The organism is Hyphomicrobium sp., assembly GCF_003987855.1.
Lineage (GTDB): Bacteria > Pseudomonadota > Alphaproteobacteria > Rhizobiales > Hyphomicrobiaceae > Hyphomicrobium_B.
Genome location: NZ_RXIZ01000015.1, coordinates 519757 through 540133, shown reverse-complemented (window position 1 = coordinate 540133; position 20377 = coordinate 519757). Strand labels below are relative to the sequence as shown.

The following is a 20377-nucleotide window of genomic DNA, read 5'->3' as shown; positions in this document are numbered from 1 at the left end:
TCCAGACTGAACGCCCCTTAACTAAGGAAAGCCTCGATTTTGCGAGGCCGGCGACGGCCTTGATTTGATCATGGCGAACCCCTAGCATTGGAATCTCAATAACTTGGAGTGGCTAGGACGCGATCCGTCGGCCGCGAATGTCGTGACCGAAGTCCTTATCGTCCTGGCTCTCATTCTGCTCAACGGCCTTTTTGCGCTTTCCGAGCTGGCAGTCGTGTCCGCGCGCCGGCCGCGGCTCAAGACAATGGCTGCCGCTGGCAGAGCCGGTGCCAGCAGCGCGCTCGCCCTTTCCGCACAGCCCGGTCGTTTCCTTTCAGCTGTTCAGATCGGCATCACGCTCATCGGCACTATCAACGGCGCCTATTCCGGCGAGACCTTCGGCGAGGACGCCTCCGGCCATCTGCAAGGCCTGGGGTTCAGTCCTCAGGTCGCCGACCCGCTCGGCTTCGGCATCGTCGTTGCGGTCATCACTTATCTCTCGGTCATCATCGGCGAATTGGTACCCAAGACGCTGGCGCTCCGAAATGCCGAGACGATCGCCTGCGTGGTCGCACCGATCATGACGGCTTTCGCAACTGCCGCGAGCCCACTCGTTTGGCTGCTCGAAGCCTCGACCAACCTGGTGTTCCGGTTGCTCGGGCTTTCGCAGGAGAACGCGAGCAAGGTCACGGACGAGGAGATCAAGACCCTCATCGCCGAAGCTGAAACCGCGGGCGTTCTCGAAAGCGGCGAAGGGGAACTCATTTCCGGCGTCATGCGTCTGGCGGATCGCGCCGTCGTCGGGATCATGACGCCGCGCACCGACGTCGTTTGGATCGACGTGACCGCTCCGGCCGAAGTCATTCGCGAGCGCTTGATTTCGACGCCTCATTCGCGCCTGCCTGTTGGCGAAGGCTCAGCCGACAAGCTGGTCGGCGTGGTGCAAACGCGCGAGCTGTTATCGAGTGTGCTGAAGGGCGAGGCGTTGGACATCAAGCCGTTCGTTCGCCGGGCGCCAATGATCCCGGAGACCGCGGCCGCGCTCGATGTCTTATCGGTACTGCGCGACGCCGAAGTGCCGATGGCCCTAATTCACAACGAATACGGGGACTTCGAAGGGCTGGTGACGCCCGCCGACATTCTCGAGGCGATCGCTGGCGTGTTCAAATCCGATGCGGAGGGGCTAGAACCTCACGCTGTCGAGCGCGACGACGGCTCTTGGCTCTTGTCCGGCGCTATGCCGGTCGATGAAATGGCCGAGAAGATCGGCATCACGATCCCCGAGAACCGCTCTTACGAGACGGTGGCGGGCTTCGTGCTCGCAGGCCTGCAGCATCTTCCGAAAACGGGAGAACATATCGACATCAGCGGATGGCGGTTCGAGGTGGTCGACCTCGATGCGCGGCGGATCGACAAGGTGCTCGCGAGCCGCCTCGTACCTCTGCGCCGGCGAATTCCTACGTAGGCTTCTCGATCAAAGCGAGAAACTTCACGGCGGCATCGAACTCGGTGCGACGGCCGCGACGCCGTGCGGCGGCTTCGAAATCCTCACCCCAATGGGCGATCTGGTAATCCTCGTCGACGTGCGCGGCGGCCCACGCCACGTCTGGACTGAGCCACTGTCTATCGACGGCGAGTGCAATCAGCGCGGAACCCGTCAACGTGGTGAGGACATGCATGGCCGTCAGGCGCATGGCCTCGTGCGGCAGCAGCGCATGCGCGAAGGACGCGATCGCCTCGCCCGGCTGGGCAACGTGCACGATGCCGAAACCGACCCTGAAGTGCGCATTGAGGGTCTCATTCGCCCACGCGACGATCGGGTCCCAATGCTCGGCCTGAAGTTCGACCAACTTTTCAGGGGCTTCCGCACGGTAGCAAATGAGATCGCTACCAGCGTAGGCGGCAATATCGTCAGCCACCGCATCGAGCGTTTCCACGACCGCATCGATGGCGGTGTTGGCAAAGCGGGTAAGCGGCATATGAGCCGGATTGATCACCTCCGCCTGCGCACGCCACTCTTCGGCAATCGCCTCAGCGAGAGCCTTCGTGGGGAGGGCAAGCGCGCGTTTCTTGGGAGTCTTGATCTGACGGCCGTCGAGCAGGACGTGGAAAGGCGCGCTGTCGCCGATGCTTACCTCTTTGTAGAAGCGGCGCGGAAGCGGCTTCGCAAGGCTGTCGGTCAATGTCTTCCCCGGGCCGCCGGTAGGGCGAGGTCCCCATTCGTCCGAGGCAGGCTTGTCGCTTTCGTTCTCACCCGTCATGCGGCTCGGCTTTCGATTGCGAAGACATCTTCGATCGCTTGCGGCAGGTCCGTGAAGCGCTCGACTATAATATGCGCACCGGCCCCCATTAGATCCGCGACTGTGTGATAACCCCAGGCGACGCCAATTGCCGCTATCCCTGCCGAACGCGCCATTGCCATATCGTAGGTCGTGTCGCCGATCATCACCGCAACTTCCGGCGCGGTATCGGTTTCGAGCATGGCCCGATGGAGCATGGAGGGATGAGGCTTCGAGGGGTGGTCGTCGGCCGTCTGAATGGTCGCGAAGCTGCCGTGCCAGCCTTCACGATCGAACAACCGATCGATACCGCGGCGGGACTTGCCGGTCGCGATGCCGAGCAGATGATCGTCGCGCGCAGCCAGCTGGGCGATGATCTCTTTCGCCTGGGGGAACAAAATTTCCGTTTCGGCCGGGTCGTGTTTCAGCTCCCGGAAGGCCGACTTGTATCGTTCTGCAAGTTCGGCGCGGGTCGCCTTTTCGACGTCGGGAGCCAGTACCGCGAAGGCCTCAGGAAGCGACAGGCCGACGACGGAAAGCGTGGCTTCCCGGGTCGGCGGCGTCATCTGCAGCGACGTGAATGCATGCACCATCGAAAGCACGATGCCGGCCTGGCTGTCGACGATCGTGCCGTCGCAATCAAACACTACGAGTTTCATGAGGGGTATTTAGCGATGCCTGCGACAGTGCGCAATGTCAGCGGCGCTCCGGCGGTATTCCCATGATTTTGGCTAAGAATTCCGCATGCTTCGCGGCGTCGACAGGGCGATGCTTGATGACCGTGCTTGCAGGGTCCTTGCCCAGGTAGTTGTCGCCGTTCCAGTTTACCGATGGACGCACCGGCCTCAGCGCGAACCCGCCTCCGCAATTGGGGCAAACATTCTTCAGAACCTCATCAACGCATTGCGCACAAAACGTGCATTCGTAGGAGCAGATGCGAGCCTCGCTCGAATCTGGGGGCAAGGGGCGATTGCAGTTTTCGCACGTCGGCCGCAGTTCCAGCATCACGGCTCTCCTTTCAGGCTGTAGCGATGCGCCAGCCAGAGCAGAAGGAATCCGAACAGTGGGATCAGAATATCGAGATAGAAAATTACGCCGGCATTGCCGGGTGCGAAATCATGGGCGGTCATCATCTGATAGATGTGCCCCACCGCGGCTCCTAAAGTGAAGATCGCCGGACCAACAATCGCCGCGAGCCGAAGATCGAAGCTGCGAAACGCCGCCAAAAAGCCGACCACCGAAAAGCCGAGGCTCGCCGTTCCGACCTCGAATTGAAACGGACTGTCGGGCCAGCCGATGAATGCAGCCGCCGTCTTGCCGAAAATCGAATGCATCACAAAATTGTAGAAGAAGCAGACGCCGATGGCCCAGAAGACGTGCCAGGAGATCAGCTTCTCGACGACCATCGCGGCCGTCACCGGCTTTAGCGCGCGTGCGATCGCGACCAGCGAGAACAGCAGACCGATCACGAGGAACGTCAGGGTGAAATTTGACAGAATGAACCTGACGATTTCCTCGATCATCAAGGTGGCTTCTTCCTATTCGAACTTCTCTTCGTCGAAGCCCAACAGCTCCCAGCTCCGCCGCATGTGATCCGGCAAGGGCGCCGTAACATCGATCGTCTTGCCGCCTTTGGGATGCGGAATGACGAGACGGCGGGCGTGCAGATGCAGCTTCTTGTCCATGTTCTCGGCGGGCATGTTGACGTCGCCCTCGTACTTGTTGTCGCCGACGATCGGATGACCGATGAGATGCATGTGCGCGCGCAGCTGGTGCTGACGCCCGGTTACAGGCTTCAACGAGACCCACGCCACCTTGTGAGCGGCGCGGTCTACCACCGAATAATGCGTCGTCGCGTGCATGGCGACGTCCTGCTCGCCAGGCTTGGCTTTGCGAACGCGGTCGCCGTCCGGGCCGGAAGCCTTCACCAGCGCTGCTTCGACCTTGCCTTGCGGAGGCTTTGGCACACCCTTGACGAGCGCCCAATATGTTTTGGCAGCAGACCGCGTCTGGAACGTGCGGCCGAGCTTTGCCGCCGCATCGCGCGTCTTGGCGACGAGCAGCACGCCCGTCGTATCACGATCGAGACGATGGACGAGGCGCGGACGCTCGCCGCCGAACCGGTCCGCCATGCCCTCGAGCATGCCGTCGATGTGCTTCTTCGTTCCTGTCCCGCCTTGCACGGCGAGACCGAACGGCTTGTTCAAGACGAGCACGTGCTCGTCCTCGAACAGGATCATTTTCTCGATGGCGTCGCGATCACCCTTGGACACGCCGGGAGGAGCCTGCAAACCGGTGCCTGATTTCTTCGGCTGGCGCACAATTGCCGGCACCCGGATCTCGGCGCCAGCGTTCAAGCGATCATTCGCCTGCGCGCGCTTGGAATCGACGCGCACCTGGCCCGAGCGCAGGAGCTTCTGAAGGTAGGTGTACCCGACCTCCGGAAAATGCACGCGGAACCAGCGATCGAGGCGCATATCGGCCTCGCCATCGGCGACGCGGAGGGTTTCAACCTTGGAAGTCGTGGTGGTCATTACATAGTCCAACATCGGGCAGCCGCGAAAACGTTCGGCCACCGGCGCAATGCGCAAATCATACGAGAAATCCAGTACGGATGCAGTCCGTATAGCTCCGATAGTCCCGGCAAGGAAGTGCGTATGGCAAACGGCCGCTAAACCGTCTGGCCGGAGAGGTGGCCGATCAATGCGGTGATCGCCATTGCCAACGCCCCCCAGAAGGTCACGCGCATCGTCGCGCGCCAGACGTTGGCGCCGCCGGCCTGCGCGCCCACCGCCCCCAATATCGCCAGACAGATAAGCGAGGCGGCGGTAACCAGTATCGTCGCCCGACCCTCCGGCGAGAACAGAGCCACCAGCACCGGAACGGCAGCGCCAACCGCGAACGACGCGGCAGAGGCGAGCGCGGCGGTAATCGGGCGTGCGGTCGTCAGTTCGGAAATGCCTAACTCTTCGCGCGCATGCACGCCGAGCGCATCCCGCGCCATCAGCTGCTTGGCGACCTGCCGCGCAAGCGAGGGCTCGACGCCGCGCTTCACGTAGATGTCCGCAAGCTCCTGAAGCTCGAACTCGGGCTGGGTCGCGAGCTCCTTGCGTTCGCGATCGAGATCGGCGTTCTCGGCATCGCGTTGTGAACTCACCGATACGTATTCGCCTGCTGCCATCGACAGCGAGCCGGCAACGAGGCCAGCGACGCCCGCGATAAGGATTGACTGCTGAGAGCCGTTGGCCGAGGCGACGCCAGCGATCAGGCTCGCCGTCGACAGAATGCCGTCATTGGCGCCGAGCACCGCTGCGCGCAGCCAGCCGACGCGTTCCACCACGTGCTGCTCGACCATGGACATTTCAGAATTCCCATCTCTTCTACGAACGCGGATGCGGTCCGCACCAGCCGGGAAGATACGACGCGTCGGGACTTTTCGCGAATTGCAAAGCCTGCGTCAGCGCAGTCTCGGGATCGCCCTTTGCCGCTTTCGCATCGACGCGCACGCGCAGGGCGTCGGCCCAAAGGAATTCGCTGAACGGCGTCGCGTCCTTGGCGTATCCGCCGGCGTAGCGCAGTTCGCCCGCAAGGCTGCGGTACGGATCATCCTGCAGATCGGCGACCGATTTTGGAAGCTCGCTGCGGGTCTGGCGTTCGCCATTGCTGTCGAACGGATGCATCCAGCCACGATTGTCCATGAAGCGCCAGAATTCGTCTTTGCCCAACGCGCGCAGATCGGCGACAGGCGAGATCAGTATCTGCTCGACACCCTCGTCGTGAAGGGCGCGCGCAAGGTGGTGATGATCGATGACGTAGTAGCGGCTCTTTGGACCTCGCACGACAGGTATCATGTGACGGCCAAGGAAGGTGCCCGTCTTGTTCGATGCGAGCTTTTTCCAATCCGCGCGCTTGCGTTCAACTTCGCGCATGCCCACCGTCATTTGCGTGGGGCGAAGATCGGCGATGGCGATGGCGTGGAGAAGCGGCTGCGGCGATTGCGGGTTGGGTTCCGTCGTTTGCTCTGCCATCTGACGCTCCTCGATGTGGCTTAGGTCCTAGCCCTTCTAGCGGAAAACAGATCGCGTGAGACTTACGAAAAGGTATAACAGAAGGTCGGCAGACGATTATTTCCCCTGCCGCTCGGCGCGAAGCTTGGCCCAATAATCGAGCCGCTTGCGGATCTCGCGCTCAAAACCGCGTTCGGGCGGGTCGTAGTATTGCGGGCGCTTCTTGAACGCATCGGGAAAGTAGTTCTGGCCCGAGAATGCATCCGGCTGATCGTGATCGTAGAGATACTCCGAGCCGTAGCCTTCCTCTTCCATCAGCTTCGTCGGCGCGTTGAGGATCGTCTTGGGCGGCGCCAGAGAGCCGTGCTCCTTCGCGGCGCGCATCGCGGCTTTGTAGGCGACGTAATTGGCGTTCGACTTCGGCGCGGTCGCGACGTAGATCACCGCCTCCGCCAACGCAAGCTCACCTTCCGGGCTGCCGAGAAAGTCGTAGGCGTCCTTGGCGGCGTTGGCAACGACGAGCGCTTGCGGATCGGCGAGGCCGATGTCTTCGACGGCCATCCGCACGATGCGGCGTGCAAGAAACAGGCGATCCTCGCCGCCGTCGAGCATGCGGCAGAAGTAATAGAGCGCTGCGTCCGGATCGGAGCCGCGGACGGCCTTATGCAGCGCGGAGATCAGGTTGTAATGGCCTTCGCGCGACTTGTCGTATAGGGGCGCGCGACGCTGCACGAGTTTGACGAGGGCTTCGCGGTTGAGAGGCTTGCCCTTTCCCTTTGCCGGAACCGCCGCAAACACATCCTCGACGAGGTTGAGGATCGAACGGCCGTCGCCGTCGGCCATGCCTTTCAAGGCGTCGCGTGCATCATCATCAAGCGGCAGCGGACGGCCGACTTCCTTCTCCGCGCGCTCGAGAATGGTCTCGAGGTTCTCGTCCGTGAGCCGGTTCAGGACCAGCACGCTCGCCCGCGACAGCACAGCGGCGTTGAGTTCGAAGGACGGGTTCTCGGTCGTGGCACCGACAAGAGTGATCGTGCCGTCTTCCATGTAGGGCAGGAAGCTGTCTTGCTGCGAGCGATTGAAGCGATGGATCTCGTCGATGAACAGCAGCGTGCCTTTGCCCTGCTCGCGCATGATCTTGGCGCGATCGAAGGCTTTGCGCAGTTCGGCGACGCCGGAGAAAATCGCCGAGAGCTGCTCGAACATGAGGTTCGTCTCGCCGGCCAGAAGTCTCGCGATAGTCGTCTTGCCGGAGCCCGGCGGGCCCCAGAAGATGAGGCTCGGCACGCGCCCGCTCTTGAGCATGCGCGTCAGCGTACCTTCCGGCCCGACAATGTGTTCCTGGCCGACGACCTCGGACAAGGATTTGGGGCGTAACCGGTCGGCAAGCGGCCGCGGCGCGCTTTTCTCCAATCCGGCGGCTTCGAAGAGGTTGGTCATGCGGGCGTTATATAAGCCCAGTGTCTCTTCCGTCCAAATGGTTAGTGCTCGTCCAGGAAGAGCGATCGCCGACCTACACGTCTGTCAGCATGCTGTTCGGATTTGTCACCGAAAACGCTTTGCCAATTCAAACAGAACGAGATCTGCTCGCTTTTCGACGCTGATGCGGGGAAGTTCAATAACGTCATATCCTAGGCGAGGATACGAGCTCTTGAGCCAACTGTACTCGGCAATCGCCTCGGCGAGGGCATGCCTACGCTCCGCATCCGCCGCGTAAATTTCCGGCCACGGAGGAGCCAGAAATACAGTTCGGTTGTAAGGGTGTAATCGCCCAAGTCGCTCGACGACGGACTCTCCAAGCGCGCGCTCCAACGCGACTGCCGCATCGACCAGACCGCGATCGAAGAAAACCCAGCCGGGGAAATCCGCCGCCGCCTTACGATCTTCGATAGACACGGCTATTGCGCGCCGGGCGAATGCCGCCATATCGACCCACGGAAGTGCAGTTCCGCCCGTTTCGGTTTCGACGCGAACAATCCGCCGCCCCGGCTCGTCTACGGTGTTGTGACCGCGCCGACCAAGCTCCGCCAGGAGCGTCGACTTCCCGCCGCCGGAACAGCCCGAGAGAACAACGTATCGCGTCCAGCAATTACGCTCCATCAGCCCCGGACAGCGACGTTTACGGTCTGTGGCGCGCCGGACGTGGCGCCGGAGATGTCGCTCACCTCCACGTCGAAGCGCGCCGTATCAGCGTTCGAGCCGTCGTGGGCGAAGTACACGATGCCGCTTTCGAGGTTGGCCTGCGAGAAAGCGTCCACGGGCCGGGCAGGATCGCTGGAGAGCGCCACATAGCCTCCCGAAGCGTTGGAGATATGGAAGGTGAGGTTTTCCGGCTTGTCATCCGGATCAAGTGCATTGAGGTCGGCCGTCGTGATGCGCACAACGCCGGCTTTCGGCACCGTCAAGTCGAGATCGCCCGCAAGCGTCGGCGGTATGTTGCGGACGTGAGCGGTGAGTTCGCCTCCCTCCTCCATCGACAGGCGACCATATTTGATTTTGCCGGAGGCCTGGCCGGTCCTCTTGATCTGGATCAGCTGCTGGACACGCACGTCTCCTTGGATCGTGCCGCGGATTTCGGCGTTTTCCGAATTGAGGGTACCAAAAAGCTTGCCGCCTTCGTGGACGATGACATCCGATGCCCTCACGCCGCCTTCGACGTAGCCCCCAATCTCGATGCGGTTGCCGTTTTTCACTTCGCCTTTGAGAACGGCGTCTTCGCCGATGATCAACACCCCACGATTGTCGGCCATCGAGCTTACTCCGTTACGCATCACCAAACCCGGCAAGCTTGCCGCAGGGCAACCTCTGCCACGAATTTGTCAGCTTCTCGGCGAGCGCGCGGCCATCGAGCCCGATGGTCGCAAAAAACGAGGTTAACGATCAGCCCGGCACCTGCAATTGAAGCACGCGGTTGCCGCGTTTGACAGAAATCTGCCAGACGCGCTGACGATCGGAAAGCGCGTGCTCGGCTTCATCGACCGTCGCGATTTTCGTTCCGCCGATCGCAACGATGATGTCGCCCGGCTGGAAACCGAATTGCTGCGCCGTCGACCCGTCTCGGACCGAGGTCACCACGACACCTCCGACCTCATCGAGTTCAAACTCGTCGGCAATCGAAGGAAGGATGTTCGATATCCGGGCGCCGTCGAGCGGGTGGTTGCCCGAAAGATTCTTGGCGTCGTTTTTCCCGGGCTTGGGCGCGACGACGAGCGGCAGTTCGATTTCAGCGGCTTTGCCATTCCGAATGACGCTGAGGCGCGCGGTCTGGCCGATGCCCTTCGTCGTCAGCCGATAGTAGACTGCGCGGGCGTCGACGACCTCGACACCATCGACGTGCGTGATGACGTCACCCGCTTGGAGACCCGCAGTGGCAGCCGGTCCCTTATCGTAGAGGCGCGTCACGACCGCACCAGCGACCCGGTTGAGACCGAGGCCTTCCGCGATCTCACGCGACATGGCTTCGAGCTTCGCGCCGAGCCACGGCTTCTCGACCTTCCGCCCGGATGCAGCGCTGTCGGCGTAAACGCGCACGAGGTTCGAGGGAATGGCGAAGCCGATGCCGACCGACCCGCCGGATTGGGAGTAAATCATTGTGTTGATGCCGACGAGACGGCCCGACATGTCGACGAGCGCACCGCCGGAATTACCAGGATTGATCGCAGCATCCGTCTGAATGAAAACCTGATTTTCGGATTGGCCCACTTCCGTGCGAGACAGCGCCGACACGATGCCACTCGTCACCGTCTGGCCGACGCCGAACGGGTTGCCGATCGCCAGCACCTGATCGCCGACTTCGAGAGAATCCGAGTCATCGAAACCCAGATACGGGAAGTTGCCGTCGCCGCCCTCGATCTTCAGGACGGCGATGTCGGCTTTGTCGTCCTGGGCGATGACCTTCGCGTCGTATTCGCGCTTGTCAGCCAGCGCCACCCGAATGGCAGCATCGCTGCCGCCCTTGATGACGTGCGTATTGGTGACGACAAGACCTTCACGATTGACGATGACACCTGAACCCAGAGAACTCATCACGCGTTCGGAGGGCCGGCCGAATGCGCGACCGAAGAACTGGCGAAAGAACGGGTCATTCGCAAAGGGCGAGTCGAACGTCTGCACACGGCTGCGCACATACACGTTGACGACAGCGGGCGCGGCCTTCTTCACGATCGGCGCGTACGAATACTGTACAGCCTCGCGCGATGGCGGGACGATCTTTTCCTGCGCGAAGGATTCTTCGGTCGGCGCGAACACCTTGGGCGCCACGGCGGCGCCGATTGCGATAGCTGCACAGACGAGGAACCACTTTTTCATTGTCATCGATCAGCTCTTCGAATTGAAATCTCGCGACACACCCAAACACCCGCGCGGCCGCCTGTTCGAGGCGAATCCGGCCCGAGAAATATGTTCAGACGTGCGGTCAGATCAACCTAAGGTCTCGTAATGATCGGACAGCAGCGGTGGCCGCTTCATCCGCGCCCCGAAGCGTAAGTCCAAGGTCCGTCTTCACTTTGGCGTTGGAATAGGCCTTCTTCTGTCCGAGTTCCGGCAAAACCGTCTGCAACTTCCTGTCGAAGGTGGCGGCTAAGCGCACGGCAAAGTCGGGGAGCTCGAATTTCGGGACTTTCGACGCCAAGTCCGGGCACTCGCGCGCCAAGATGCGTCCAAGTCCAAAAAGCGTCAGCTGACCCTCCCCGACGAGATAACGCTGGCCGCCGATCCCCGGCCGGAAAGCCGCTTCGACGTGCGCCACGGCAACATCGCGAACGTCGGTCACCGGAAACATTATGCTCGGCGCGGCCGGATAGGTGCCCTTCGCCAATACCCGATAAAGTTCGTGCGAGGTGGAGAGATCGCTATCGACGGCCGGCCCCTGCACAAAGCTCGGGTTGATCGCGACCATCTTAGGAGCGCCGGGCGTGGATTCCGTGAAGTCCCACGCCGCTTTCTCCGCAATCGTCTTCGATTTGAAATAGGCCGTCAGGTCAGGGCGGGTCTCATCCGTGAAATCCTCCTCGGAATAGATGTGCTCCTTCGGCCTTCCGCTCGGATAGAAGATCGCGACCGTCGAGGATGTCAGAACGACACGTGCCACGCTCGCTTTCGTCGCTGCTCGCAATACACGCAGAGTACCGTCGCGCGCTGGAGAAATCAGGATCTCTGCGTCGTCGGGCTGTGAGATGGGAAAGGGCGAAGCCGTGTGTACGACGACGCTGGCTGCGGCGACAGCATCATCCCAACCGGCATCCGTGGTGAGATCGGCGACGGCGAACGAGAGCCTGCCGGGATCGGCACCGAGGCGATTGACGGCGCTGCGTACTGCGTCAGCCTTGCCCATGCTTCGCAGCGTGCCGCGCACCGAGTGGCCGCGACGTAGAAACTCCGCGATAATGTATTTCGCCAGAAAGCCGCTTGCGCCGGTTACGACGACTTGAGGTTCGGATGACATGCGGGCGCACCAATTGTTCTTGCGGTGCGCCCCAAGCGCTCCACCTATTTCAGATAGTCGTGCAGAAGGCGGCCGAATGGCAACGTCAGATCGGCAATAAAATGCCGCGCGCCGACGATTTTCCGCACCGGCAGATCGGCGACGGGAGCGTTGACGTGCGGGACGAGATGAAGCCGTCCCGGCCCCATCCAAGAACCCTTGATCGTTATTTCAGTCAGATTGTAGGCAACCAGCTGACAGATCTCGAGCTTGCCATCGACGCCGGGGATCACCTTGAGGTTTACCTGGGTCTTCGACAGGATGGCGGTCGTCGCCGCCCCGTTCCCGGCCATCGATAGATGCTTATAGCCCATCGTCCCCATGGCGACGAGTTGGCCGGCGTATTCGAGCGTGCCGGTGAGCGTATCCTTCACGACCTCAAGCTTGGGATGTGCGTACTTTTTTGGAAAGCCCCATATTTCCCGGCCGGCGACAATCGGCGGGTCGTCGTCGAGATACATCTGCGCGACGAAGTTCATGTCTTCGCCCTGGTAGCGGCAAGGGATCACCAGGCCGGATTCCGTGTAGCTGCCGAAGCCCGATGAATCCGGCATCGAGATCCATTCATAGTGCACGATGGGCGTGTCGACCGGCTCCAGCGGTTCGGGTAATTGCTCGCGGATGATCTCGCGATCGGTTTCGTAAGAGATGATCATGTACTCGCGATTGACGAAGCGGTACGGCCCGGCCGGATAGCTTGGGCCCGCCAGCGGCATCGAGGGCAAGGATCGGATGTCTTCGGCGCGCATGTCAGTTCTCCCGTTCGCTCGGCGTGGTTGGCTTAGCGCTGCTGCTTCAGTGGGCCGTCCAACCGCCATCGATCGGGATGATCGCGCCGGTGATCGAGGTCGTTTGTTCGTCGGCGAGGAATGCCGCGAGGGCTGCGACCTCCTCCACTTTGATGAAGCGCTTCGTCGGCTGCGCCGCCAGAAGCACATCGCGAACGACCGCTTCTTCCGAGATACCGCGGGCGTGCGCCTGATCGGGAATTTGCTTTTCGACAAGCGGCGTCAGAACGTAACCGGGGCAGATGGCATTGACGGTGATGCCGTGCTCGGCGGCTTCCAGCGCCACCGTCTTGGTCAGACCGGCGATGCCGTGCTTCGCCGAGACGTATGCCGCTTTGAATGGAGAGGCGACCAGCGCGTGCGCGGACGCAACGTTGATGATGCGGCCAAAGCCACGCTGTTTCATGCCGGGCAGCGCGAGGCGAATGAAATGAAACGCTGACGCGAGATCGATCGCGATAATGGCGTTCCATTTCTCGATCGGGAATTCCTCGATCGGAGAGACGAACTGAATGCCCGCGTTATTGACGAGGATGTCGATCTCGCCGATATCGGCTTTCGTCTGCTCTACGGCGCCCGCAATTGCTTCGGGATTGCTGACGTCGGCATTGGTGTAGCCGACCCTGACGCCATAGGTGGATGAGATTTCGGCTTTCAAATGCTCGATTTCTTCACGATCCGCGAAGCCATTGAGCATGATGTTATGGCCAATCGCGGCAAGGCCACGTGCAATACCAAGACCAATTCCGCTCGTCGAACCCGTGATCAGCGCATTTCGTTTGACCGTCATAAACCCCTCCCGATGGCGAGCGAAATCGAGCCATTGCCGGTGCGGGCTTGACGCATTTCGGTTTCATGTCTGTGACAGGCGTGAATTGAACGGTCTTTGCGCGGTCGAAATATCCGGCTGGGCTGCAAAATTTGGCAACGTCATACGCGTGCAATACCGCGCGACTTAGAGTCCGGCGCCTGCTGAGGGAGGAATGCCGATGGACGCGAAAGTCGCCGACAGGCCTACCGTGCCCGACTTTTCGAGGCAGCCCGGCGAAGAACATGCATGGCGGCCGCGCGGATGCGGACGCATCGCCCTTATCTTCCAGGGCGGCGGCGCGCTCGGCGCGTATCAGGCTGGTGTCTACCAAGCTTTATCGGAAGCCGGCATCGAGCCCGATTGGGTGACCGGCGTTTCCATCGGCGGCATTAACGCGGCGATCATCGCCGGCAACAAGCCCGGACAACGCACCGCTAAGCTCAAAGAATTCTGGCGGCGGATCACTGACCGCCGCGTCTGGGCCTATACACCCGACGGAGACATCTACCGTCAGCTTCGCAACATGACGAGCGCGATGATGACGATGAGCCAAGGCCAACCTGGCTTCTTCAAACCGCATAAGGCGAACGCGTGGTTCAGCCCGGCGGGAGCAGCCACTGCAACGAGCTTCTATGATTGCGAGCCACTTCGCGAGACGCTGTTGGATCTCGTCGACTTCTCGCTCATCAATCAGCGAGTGAAGCGCTTCTCCGTCGGCGCGGTGAACGTGCTCACCGGCAATTTCATCTACTTCGACAATCGCGACGAAGAGATCGGACCCGAGCACGTGATGGCAAGCGGCGCGCTGCCTCCCGCGTTTCCGATGGTCAAGATCGGCACCGACTATTACTGGGACGGCGGCATCGTCTCAAACACGCCTTTGCAGCACCTTCTCGACCAGGAAGATCGAGTGAATTCGCTCGTCTTCCAGGTCGATCTTTTTTCCTCGAGGGGTGCGCTGCCGCGAGACATGGGCGACGTACTCGGGCGGCATAAGGACATCATGTATTCGTCGCGCACACGCTACAACACCGATGTTTACCGCCGGCTACATACGCGCAAAACGCAGCTCTACGCGGCGCTGTGCCGGATACCCGAAGCCGATCTCACGCACGAAGAACGCAAGCTCAAGGACGAGCTCAGCAATCTTCCACAATTCACGATCATGCAGCTCATCTATCAGCAGAAGTCGTACGAAGGTCACGCAAAGGATTACGAGTTCTCGGCGACGTCGATGCACGAGCATTGGCAGAGCGGATATGAGGACACCAAGCGGAGCCTGAAGCAACGACACTGGCTCGAGCTGCCCAGCGCTGAAGAGGGCATCATTGTCCACGACGTGCATCGCTTGCAGGATTAAATCCCGCTTCTGCAAACGATCGCGTCGCACCGCCCTCAAAGCAAGGCCCCGGCGTTCCCGCGACGCCGGGGCTTTCGTTTCATTGTGCGGATGATGGCCCGGCCGGCAGGAGCAGCTGCATAAACGCGAATGGCCGGGGTTTGCCCGGCCACGTCGTCATTGCGGTGCCTCAGAAGCGCGATGCTTCAGCAGCTGAAATTTCTTAGCCCTGAGCCTGCTCGGCGAGCATGGCTTCGTGGCGAGCCTTGTCCTCGGCACCCTTCACGCTCTCGTCGCGATCGACGAGTTCGATGACTGCGCGCGGCGAGGCATCGCCGTAACGGAAACCGGCCTTCAGAACGCGCGTGTAACCGCCGTTGCGGTCCTTGTAACGCGGGCCAAGCACGTCGAAGAGCTTCTTGACCATGTCCTCGTCGCGAAGACGGGCGATGGCGAGACGGCGTGAGTTCAGGTCGCCGCGCTTTGCGAGCGTGATGTACTTGTCGACGACGCGCTTCAGGTCCTTCGCCTTCGGCAGCGTGGTGATGATCTGCTCGTGCTTGATGAGGGCGGCGGCCATGTTGGAAAACATTGCCTGGCGGTGGCCTACGTGGCGGCCAAAGCGGCGGCCGAGCTTCTTGTGACGCATTGGTCTTCATCCTTACATTGTGAGATTGACCGGCGGCACACTGCCGTCCGGTTCGGGCGCGGGAGTTTCTGTGGCCTCACCTTCGCCCATAGAACCCGGTGCTCTCAGAGCTATCCGGATATTCGGCCGGCCCGCGAGTTCGCGGGCCAACCGGAATTCTCAGTATTGGTCTTCGAAACGCTTCGCCAGTTCGTCGATGTTATCCGGCGGCCAGTTCGGAACTTCCATGCCGAGATGGAGACCCATCGTGGCGAGAACTTCCTTGATCTCGTTGAGCGACTTGCGGCCGAAGTTCGGCGTACGCAGCATCTCGGCTTCCGTCTTCTGGATCAGGTCGCCGATGTAGACGATGTTGTCGTTCTTCAAGCAGTTCGCAGAACGGACCGACAGCTCGAGTTCGTCGACCTTCTTCAAGAGCGCGGCGTTGAAAGCCAGCTCCGGATGGCGCTGCTCTTCCTGTGCCTTCTTCGGCTCTTCGAAGTTGATGAAGACTGCGAGCTGATCCTGGAGGATACGGGCTGCAAGAGCTACGGCATCCTCGGGGCGGACCGAGCCGTCCGTCTCGACGACCATCGTCAGCTTATCGTAGTCGAGGATTTGGCCTTCGCGCGTATTCTCGACCTTGTAGGAGACCTTCTTGACCGGCGAGTAGAGGCTGTCGACCGGGATCAGGCCGATGGGCGCGTCTTCCGGACGGTTGCGGTCGGAGGCGACGTAGCCCTTGCCGATGTCGGCCGTGAACTCCATGCGGATCGATGCACCCTGGTCGAGGTGGCAGATCACGTGGTCAGGGTTCAGGACTTCGACTTCGGAAGACATTTCGATGTCGCCCGCGGTCACGGGGCCGGCGCCTTCCTTCTTCAGCACCATGCGCTTCACGCCTTCCGAATGGATGCGGAGCGCGATTTCCTTGATGTTGAGGATGATGTTCGTCACGTCCTCGCGGACGCCGGGAACGGAGGAGAATTCATGCAGCACGCCATCGATCTGCACGGTCTTGATGGCGGCGCCTTGAAGCGACGACAGCAGAACGCGGCGGAGCGCGTTGCCGAGCGTCATGCCGAAGCCACGCTCGAGCGGCTCAGCGACGACGGTCGCGATGCGCGAACGATCGCGGCCAGTCTGAATCTCAAGCTTCGACGGCTTGATCAGGTCTTGCCAGTTCTTCTGGAGAACGTTCACGAGATACCTCGTTTAGTTTGCGCGGACGGGGGAGCGGGCCGCGGAATCTCTTATGCGGTACATCCGTTGCAGCGCGCCTGACGAGCGGCGCGCTTGCAGAAACTTCTTAGACGCGACGGCGCTTGCGCGGGCGGCAACCGTTGTGCGGGATCGGCGTGACATCGCGGATCGAGGTGATCTGGAAGCCGACGGCCTGCAGGGCCCGGAGAGCGGATTCACGACCCGAGCCCGGACCGCAAACCTCAACCTCGAGCACCTTCATGCCGTGCTCCTGAGCCTTCTTGCCGGCGTCTTCGGCGGCGATCTGCGCCGCGTACGGCGTCGACTTGCGCGAGCCCTTGAAGCCCTTCGTGCCCGACGAAGACCAGGCAATGGTGTTGCCCTGCGCGTCGGTGATCGTGATCATCGTGTTGTTGAACGACGCGTTGACGTGCGCGACGCCCGACGTGATGTTCTTCTTCTCGCGCTTCTTGACTTTGCCGCGAGCTGCTGCTGCTTCCTTGGCCATTACCGTCGTTGCTCCATGCCTCTTTCAAGCAGAGGCTAAAAAACGTTGCGCGCGCCGAAGACCAGGGATCCAAACCGGCGCGCAGAATTCAAATGACGAACTACTTCGTCGCCTTCTTCTTGCCGGCGATCGGAACAGCCTTGCCCTTGCGAGTGCGGGCGTTCGTGTGCGTACGCTGACCGCGGACCGGGAGGCCCTTGCGGTGACGGAGGCCACGGTAGCAGCCGAGGTCCATCAAGCGCTTGATGTTGGTCTGGACTTCGCGGCGAAGATCGCCTTCGACCGTATAGTCGCGGTCGATCGTTTCGCGGATCTGCAGAACCTCGGCATCGGTCAACTGGCTGACCCGGCGCTCCGCAGGGATGCTGCACTTCTCGCAAATTTCTTTCGCGAACTTGGGGCCGATGCCATGAATATAGCGGAGCGCGATTTCAACGCGCTTGCCTGTCGGAATGTTGACGCCTGCGATGCGGGCCACTTCAGTCTCCTGCCTTTAAATCTCGTGTCGAATTAACGATGCCGTTCTTGTCGTATTCTCAAGTGCCAATAGGCGCAACGACCGCGAAACCCGGGGTTTCAAGCCCTGGTCGGATCAAGTTGAGCCCTAGAAGAAAGTTGCGTGTTCTACCTCGGGTCTTCTTTTCCGTCAATGCGTGCTTTTTACGATGTCAAGCATCCTGGAATTGATTCAAAACTGCGCCAATCTGCCTGCTCACCTCTTGAATCGGCGCCATACCGTCGACCGTCTTTAAGAGCTTGTGAGCATAATAGTAACCAATGAGCGGAGCCGTCTCACGATAGTAGGCGATGAGACGCGTCTTCAGCGCTTCGGCGTTGTCGTCCGCGCGGACCGTGCCGCCAGCCGCCAGTGTTTCGCGGGCGCGGGTCTCGATGCGCTCGACCAGTTTGGTGTCGTCAACCTTCAGCTCGATGACGCAATCGATGTGCCGGTTCTTGGAGGCCAGCAGGCCATCGAGTGCATCGGCCTGGGCCAGCGTGCGCGGAAAGCCGTCGAGGATGAAGCCCTTGGCGCAGTCCGGCTCGGAAATGCGGTCGGCGATGATGCCGATCACGATCTCGTCGCTGACGAGGCCGCCCTCGGCCATGATCTTCTTGGCCTTGAGGCCGACCGGGGTGCCTGCCTTAACGGCGGCGCGAAGCATGTCGCCGGTCGAGAGTTGGGGCAGCCCGAGCTTCTCGGAAATGAGCTGGGACTGCGTGCCCTTTCCAGCCCCGGGAGGGCCGAGAAGCATCAGGATCATCGACGCGCTCCCCGTAGCTTGGCCTTCTTGATGAGACCTTCATACTGCTGGGCAATGAGGTGGCTCTGGACTTGAGCGACCGTGTCCATCGTGACGCTGACCGCGATCAGCAGCGAGGTGCCGCCGAAGTAGAGCGGGATGCCGGCGTAGGACGTCAGGATCTCGGGGAGAACGCAGACTGCAGCCAGATAGAGAGCGCCGACAACGGTGATGCGGGTCAGGACGTAGTCGATGTATTCGGCGGTCTTTTCGCCGGGACGGATGCCGGGCAGGAAGCCACCGTACTTACGCAGGTTGTCGGCGGTTTCCTTCGGGTTGATCACGACCGCGGTGTAGAAGAACGCGAAGAACAGGATCAGCAGCGCGTAGACGAGCATGTGCAGCGGCTGGCCCGAGCCAAGCGCGGCGACGGCTTCGTTGAGCCACTCGGGCCCCTGTCCCGCCGTGAACTGCGCGACCGTGATCGGAAGCAGCAGCAGCGAAGACGCAAAGATTGGCGGGATGACGCCCGATGAGTTGAGCTTCAGCGGCAAGTGCGAAGCCTCGCCCTGGAACATCTTATTGCCGACCTGTCGCTTTGGATATTGGACCAGCAATCGCCTCTGCGCGCGTTCGAAGAAGACGATGGCGGCGACGACGGCAAGAGCAAGCGCCAAGAAAAACACTAAGATGCCCGGCGAGATCGAACCGGTGCGCGACAACTCGAAAAGTTGTACGAGCGCGCCGGGAAGTCCAGCCACGATACCGGCGAAAATGATAAGCGACGTGCCGTTACCGACGCCGCGCTGCGTGATCTGCTCGCCCAGCCACATCAGGAAGACGGTGCCGCCGACCAGCGTGATCACGGTTGTGGCGCGGAAAAAGATGCCGGGGTCGAGAACGACGGCGCCCGCAGCGTTGCGCGAGCCCTCAAGACCAACCGCAATGCCGTAAGCCTGGAGTGCAGCGAGCACGACCGTCAGGTAACGGGTGTACTGGTTGATTTGCTTGCGGCCCGCCTCGCCCTCTTTCTTCAGGGCTTCGAGCTTCGGCGAAATCGAACTCATCAACTGCATGATGATCGACGCCGAGATGTAGGGCATGATGTTCAACGAGAAGATCGCGAGGCGCTGCAGCGCTCCGCCCGAGAACATGTTGAACATGCCAAGGATGCCGCCGGCCTGAGACTTGAACGTCTCGGCGAACGCGGCCGGATTGATGCCGGGCAACGGGATGAACGTGCCCAGACGGAAGACGATCAACGCGCCAAGCGTGAACCACAGGCGCCGCTTCAAATCCTCCGCCTTCGCGAAGGCGCTGAAGTTCAGGTTCGAAGCAAGCTGCTCGGCAGCGGAAACCATTGGTGTCTTCTCCTAGCCGTCGCGATCTGCCCAACAGGCAAACCGCAACTTGGGTCCGGAAGGTGTCGTTTCCAGCGCCTTCCAGCCTTCGACGCTCGGCCAGCAGTCCCCCGCCCGGCCGTGCGCGCAGTTTATTCTTCCGATTTCGCGGCGCCGGGCTTCTTGCCCTTGGCTGCCTTCTTCGCCTCGGACTTCTTACGCTTCTCTTCGTCCGCGGCGATGACCTTGGGTTCGATTAGCGTGATCTTGCCGCCGGCCTTCTCGATGGCTTCCTTCGCCTTTGCAGACGCATGGTTCACCGTGATGGAGATCTTAGCCTTGATCTCGCCGTCGCCCAAGAGCCGCAGACCATGCTTCGGCCGACGTACGATGCCGGCTTCGATCAGGGTCGCGAGATCGACTGGCTTGGAGCCGTCGAGACGCTTGTCTTCGATCGCCTGCTGCAGCGAACCGACGTTGATCTCGTTGAAGTCCTGCGGGCGCCACTTGTTGAAGCCGCGCTTCGGCAAACGGCGATGCAGTGGCATCTGACCGCCTTCGAAGCCACCGATCGCGACGCCGGTACGAGCCGTCTGGCCCTTGCCGCCGCGGCCGCCCATCTTGCCGAGGCCCGAACCGATACCGCGGCCGATGCGGACGCGCGTCTTCTTGGCGCCGGGGTTGTCTTTAATGCCATTGAGCCGCATGGGACTCAGATCCTTCTATGCTGCGCCCGGCGACTCCCATTCCGGGAGCCGGCCGCCGAGCGGGG

General features: G+C 61.3%; 23 protein-coding genes. 2 read left to right on the top strand and 21 right to left on the bottom strand.

Annotated features, from left to right (window positions below):
- Nucleotides 1-142: 142 nt before the first annotated feature.
- On the top strand, nt 143-1444 hold the full coding sequence (locus EKK30_RS15550; protein WP_290986450.1) for a hemolysin family protein: 1302 nt from the start codon (nt 143-145) through the stop codon (nt 1442-1444).
- Here EKK30_RS15550 and EKK30_RS15545 read toward each other — a convergent pair.
- The 14 genes from EKK30_RS15545 to EKK30_RS15480 form a co-directional block, all read right to left on the bottom strand.
- On the bottom strand, nt 1437-2240 hold the full coding sequence (locus EKK30_RS15545; protein ID WP_290986449.1) for an ATP12 family chaperone protein: 804 nt from the start codon (nt 2238-2240) through the stop codon (nt 1437-1439). The two genes, EKK30_RS15550 and EKK30_RS15545, sit on opposite strands and share 8 nt — an antisense overlap.
- Complete coding sequence (locus tag EKK30_RS15540; RefSeq protein WP_290986447.1) at nt 2237-2917, bottom strand: HAD-IA family hydrolase; 681 nt, start codon at nt 2915-2917, stop codon at nt 2237-2239. The genes EKK30_RS15545 and EKK30_RS15540 overlap by 4 nt, the downstream gene beginning before the upstream one ends.
- Nucleotides 2918-2954: 37 nt before the next feature.
- Complete coding sequence (locus EKK30_RS15535; RefSeq protein ID WP_290986445.1) at nt 2955-3266, bottom strand: DUF1272 domain-containing protein; 312 nt, start codon at nt 3264-3266, stop codon at nt 2955-2957.
- Complete coding sequence (locus EKK30_RS15530) at nt 3263-3781, bottom strand: DUF6790 family protein (RefSeq protein WP_290986444.1); 519 nt, start codon at nt 3779-3781, stop codon at nt 3263-3265. The genes EKK30_RS15535 and EKK30_RS15530 overlap by 4 nt, the downstream gene beginning before the upstream one ends.
- A 15-nt stretch (nt 3782-3796) precedes the next feature.
- Complete coding sequence (locus EKK30_RS15525) at nt 3797-4792, bottom strand: RluA family pseudouridine synthase (protein WP_290986442.1); 996 nt, start codon at nt 4790-4792, stop codon at nt 3797-3799.
- A 137-nt stretch (nt 4793-4929) separates the two neighbouring features.
- Complete coding sequence (locus tag EKK30_RS15520) at nt 4930-5619, bottom strand: VIT family protein (protein WP_290986441.1); 690 nt, start codon at nt 5617-5619, stop codon at nt 4930-4932.
- A 19-nt stretch (nt 5620-5638) separates the two neighbouring features.
- Nucleotides 5639-6286 carry a ParB-like protein gene (locus EKK30_RS15515; RefSeq protein ID WP_290986439.1) on the bottom strand — a complete coding sequence of 216 codons (648 nt, stop codon included), beginning with the start codon at nt 6284-6286 and terminating at the stop codon, nt 5639-5641.
- A gap of 96 nt (nt 6287-6382) precedes the next feature.
- A complete protein-coding gene (locus tag EKK30_RS15510; RefSeq protein WP_290986438.1) occupies nt 6383-7705 on the bottom strand; it encodes a replication-associated recombination protein A in 1323 nt (440 codons plus the stop codon).
- Between the two features lie 105 nt (nt 7706-7810).
- Nucleotides 7811-8365, bottom strand: a complete 555-nt coding sequence (locus EKK30_RS15505; protein WP_290986436.1) for an AAA family ATPase — start codon at nt 8363-8365, stop codon at nt 7811-7813.
- A complete protein-coding gene (locus EKK30_RS15500) occupies nt 8365-9015 on the bottom strand; it encodes a polymer-forming cytoskeletal protein (protein ID WP_290986435.1) in 651 nt (216 codons plus the stop codon). The genes EKK30_RS15505 and EKK30_RS15500 overlap by 1 nt, the downstream gene beginning before the upstream one ends.
- A 130-nt stretch (nt 9016-9145) precedes the next feature.
- Nucleotides 9146-10579, bottom strand: a complete 1434-nt coding sequence (locus EKK30_RS15495) for a Do family serine endopeptidase (protein ID WP_290986433.1) — start codon at nt 10577-10579, stop codon at nt 9146-9148.
- 100 nt (nt 10580-10679) lie between these two features.
- Nucleotides 10680-11708: an NAD-dependent epimerase/dehydratase family protein gene (locus EKK30_RS15490; protein ID WP_290986432.1), complete on the bottom strand. Its 1029-nt coding sequence runs from the start codon at nt 11706-11708 to the stop codon at nt 10680-10682.
- 44 nt (nt 11709-11752) lie between these two features.
- Complete coding sequence (locus tag EKK30_RS15485) at nt 11753-12496, bottom strand: acetoacetate decarboxylase (protein ID WP_290986431.1); 744 nt, start codon at nt 12494-12496, stop codon at nt 11753-11755.
- A 46-nt stretch (nt 12497-12542) separates the two neighbouring features.
- Nucleotides 12543-13325: a 3-hydroxybutyrate dehydrogenase gene (locus EKK30_RS15480; protein WP_290986430.1), complete on the bottom strand. Its 783-nt coding sequence runs from the start codon at nt 13323-13325 to the stop codon at nt 12543-12545.
- A 199-nt stretch (nt 13326-13524) separates the two neighbouring features.
- On the opposite strand from EKK30_RS15480, the gene EKK30_RS15475 reads away from it, so the two are divergent.
- On the top strand, nt 13525-14706 hold the full coding sequence (locus EKK30_RS15475) for a patatin-like phospholipase family protein (protein ID WP_290986428.1): 1182 nt from the start codon (nt 13525-13527) through the stop codon (nt 14704-14706).
- 202 nt (nt 14707-14908) lie between these two features.
- On the opposite strand, the gene rplQ is transcribed toward EKK30_RS15475, so the two are convergent.
- The 7 genes from rplQ to rplO form a co-directional block, all read right to left on the bottom strand.
- A complete protein-coding gene (gene rplQ / locus EKK30_RS15470; RefSeq protein WP_290986427.1) occupies nt 14909-15334 on the bottom strand; it encodes a 50S ribosomal protein L17 in 426 nt (141 codons plus the stop codon).
- Nucleotides 15335-15493: 159 nt separating this feature from the next.
- Complete coding sequence (locus tag EKK30_RS15465; protein WP_290986426.1) at nt 15494-16516, bottom strand: DNA-directed RNA polymerase subunit alpha; 1023 nt, start codon at nt 16514-16516, stop codon at nt 15494-15496.
- A gap of 106 nt (nt 16517-16622) precedes the next feature.
- Complete coding sequence (rpsK, locus tag EKK30_RS15460; protein ID WP_290986424.1) at nt 16623-17024, bottom strand: 30S ribosomal protein S11; 402 nt, start codon at nt 17022-17024, stop codon at nt 16623-16625.
- Between the two features lie 100 nt (nt 17025-17124).
- On the bottom strand, nt 17125-17502 hold the full coding sequence (gene rpsM / locus EKK30_RS15455; RefSeq protein WP_290986423.1) for a 30S ribosomal protein S13: 378 nt from the start codon (nt 17500-17502) through the stop codon (nt 17125-17127).
- 190 nt (nt 17503-17692) lie between these two features.
- Entirely contained in the window at nt 17693-18286 is a 594-nt protein-coding gene (locus EKK30_RS15450) for an adenylate kinase (protein ID WP_290986422.1), read from the bottom strand.
- The gene (gene secY / locus EKK30_RS15445; RefSeq protein WP_290986421.1) at nt 18283-19626 is read right to left on the bottom strand and encodes a preprotein translocase subunit SecY; all 1344 of its coding nucleotides are present in this window, start codon (nt 19624-19626) and stop codon (nt 18283-18285) included. The genes EKK30_RS15450 and secY overlap by 4 nt, the downstream gene beginning before the upstream one ends.
- A gap of 131 nt (nt 19627-19757) precedes the next feature.
- A complete protein-coding gene (gene rplO / locus EKK30_RS15440; protein WP_290986419.1) occupies nt 19758-20312 on the bottom strand; it encodes a 50S ribosomal protein L15 in 555 nt (184 codons plus the stop codon).
- Nucleotides 20313-20377: the final 65 nt, after the last annotated feature.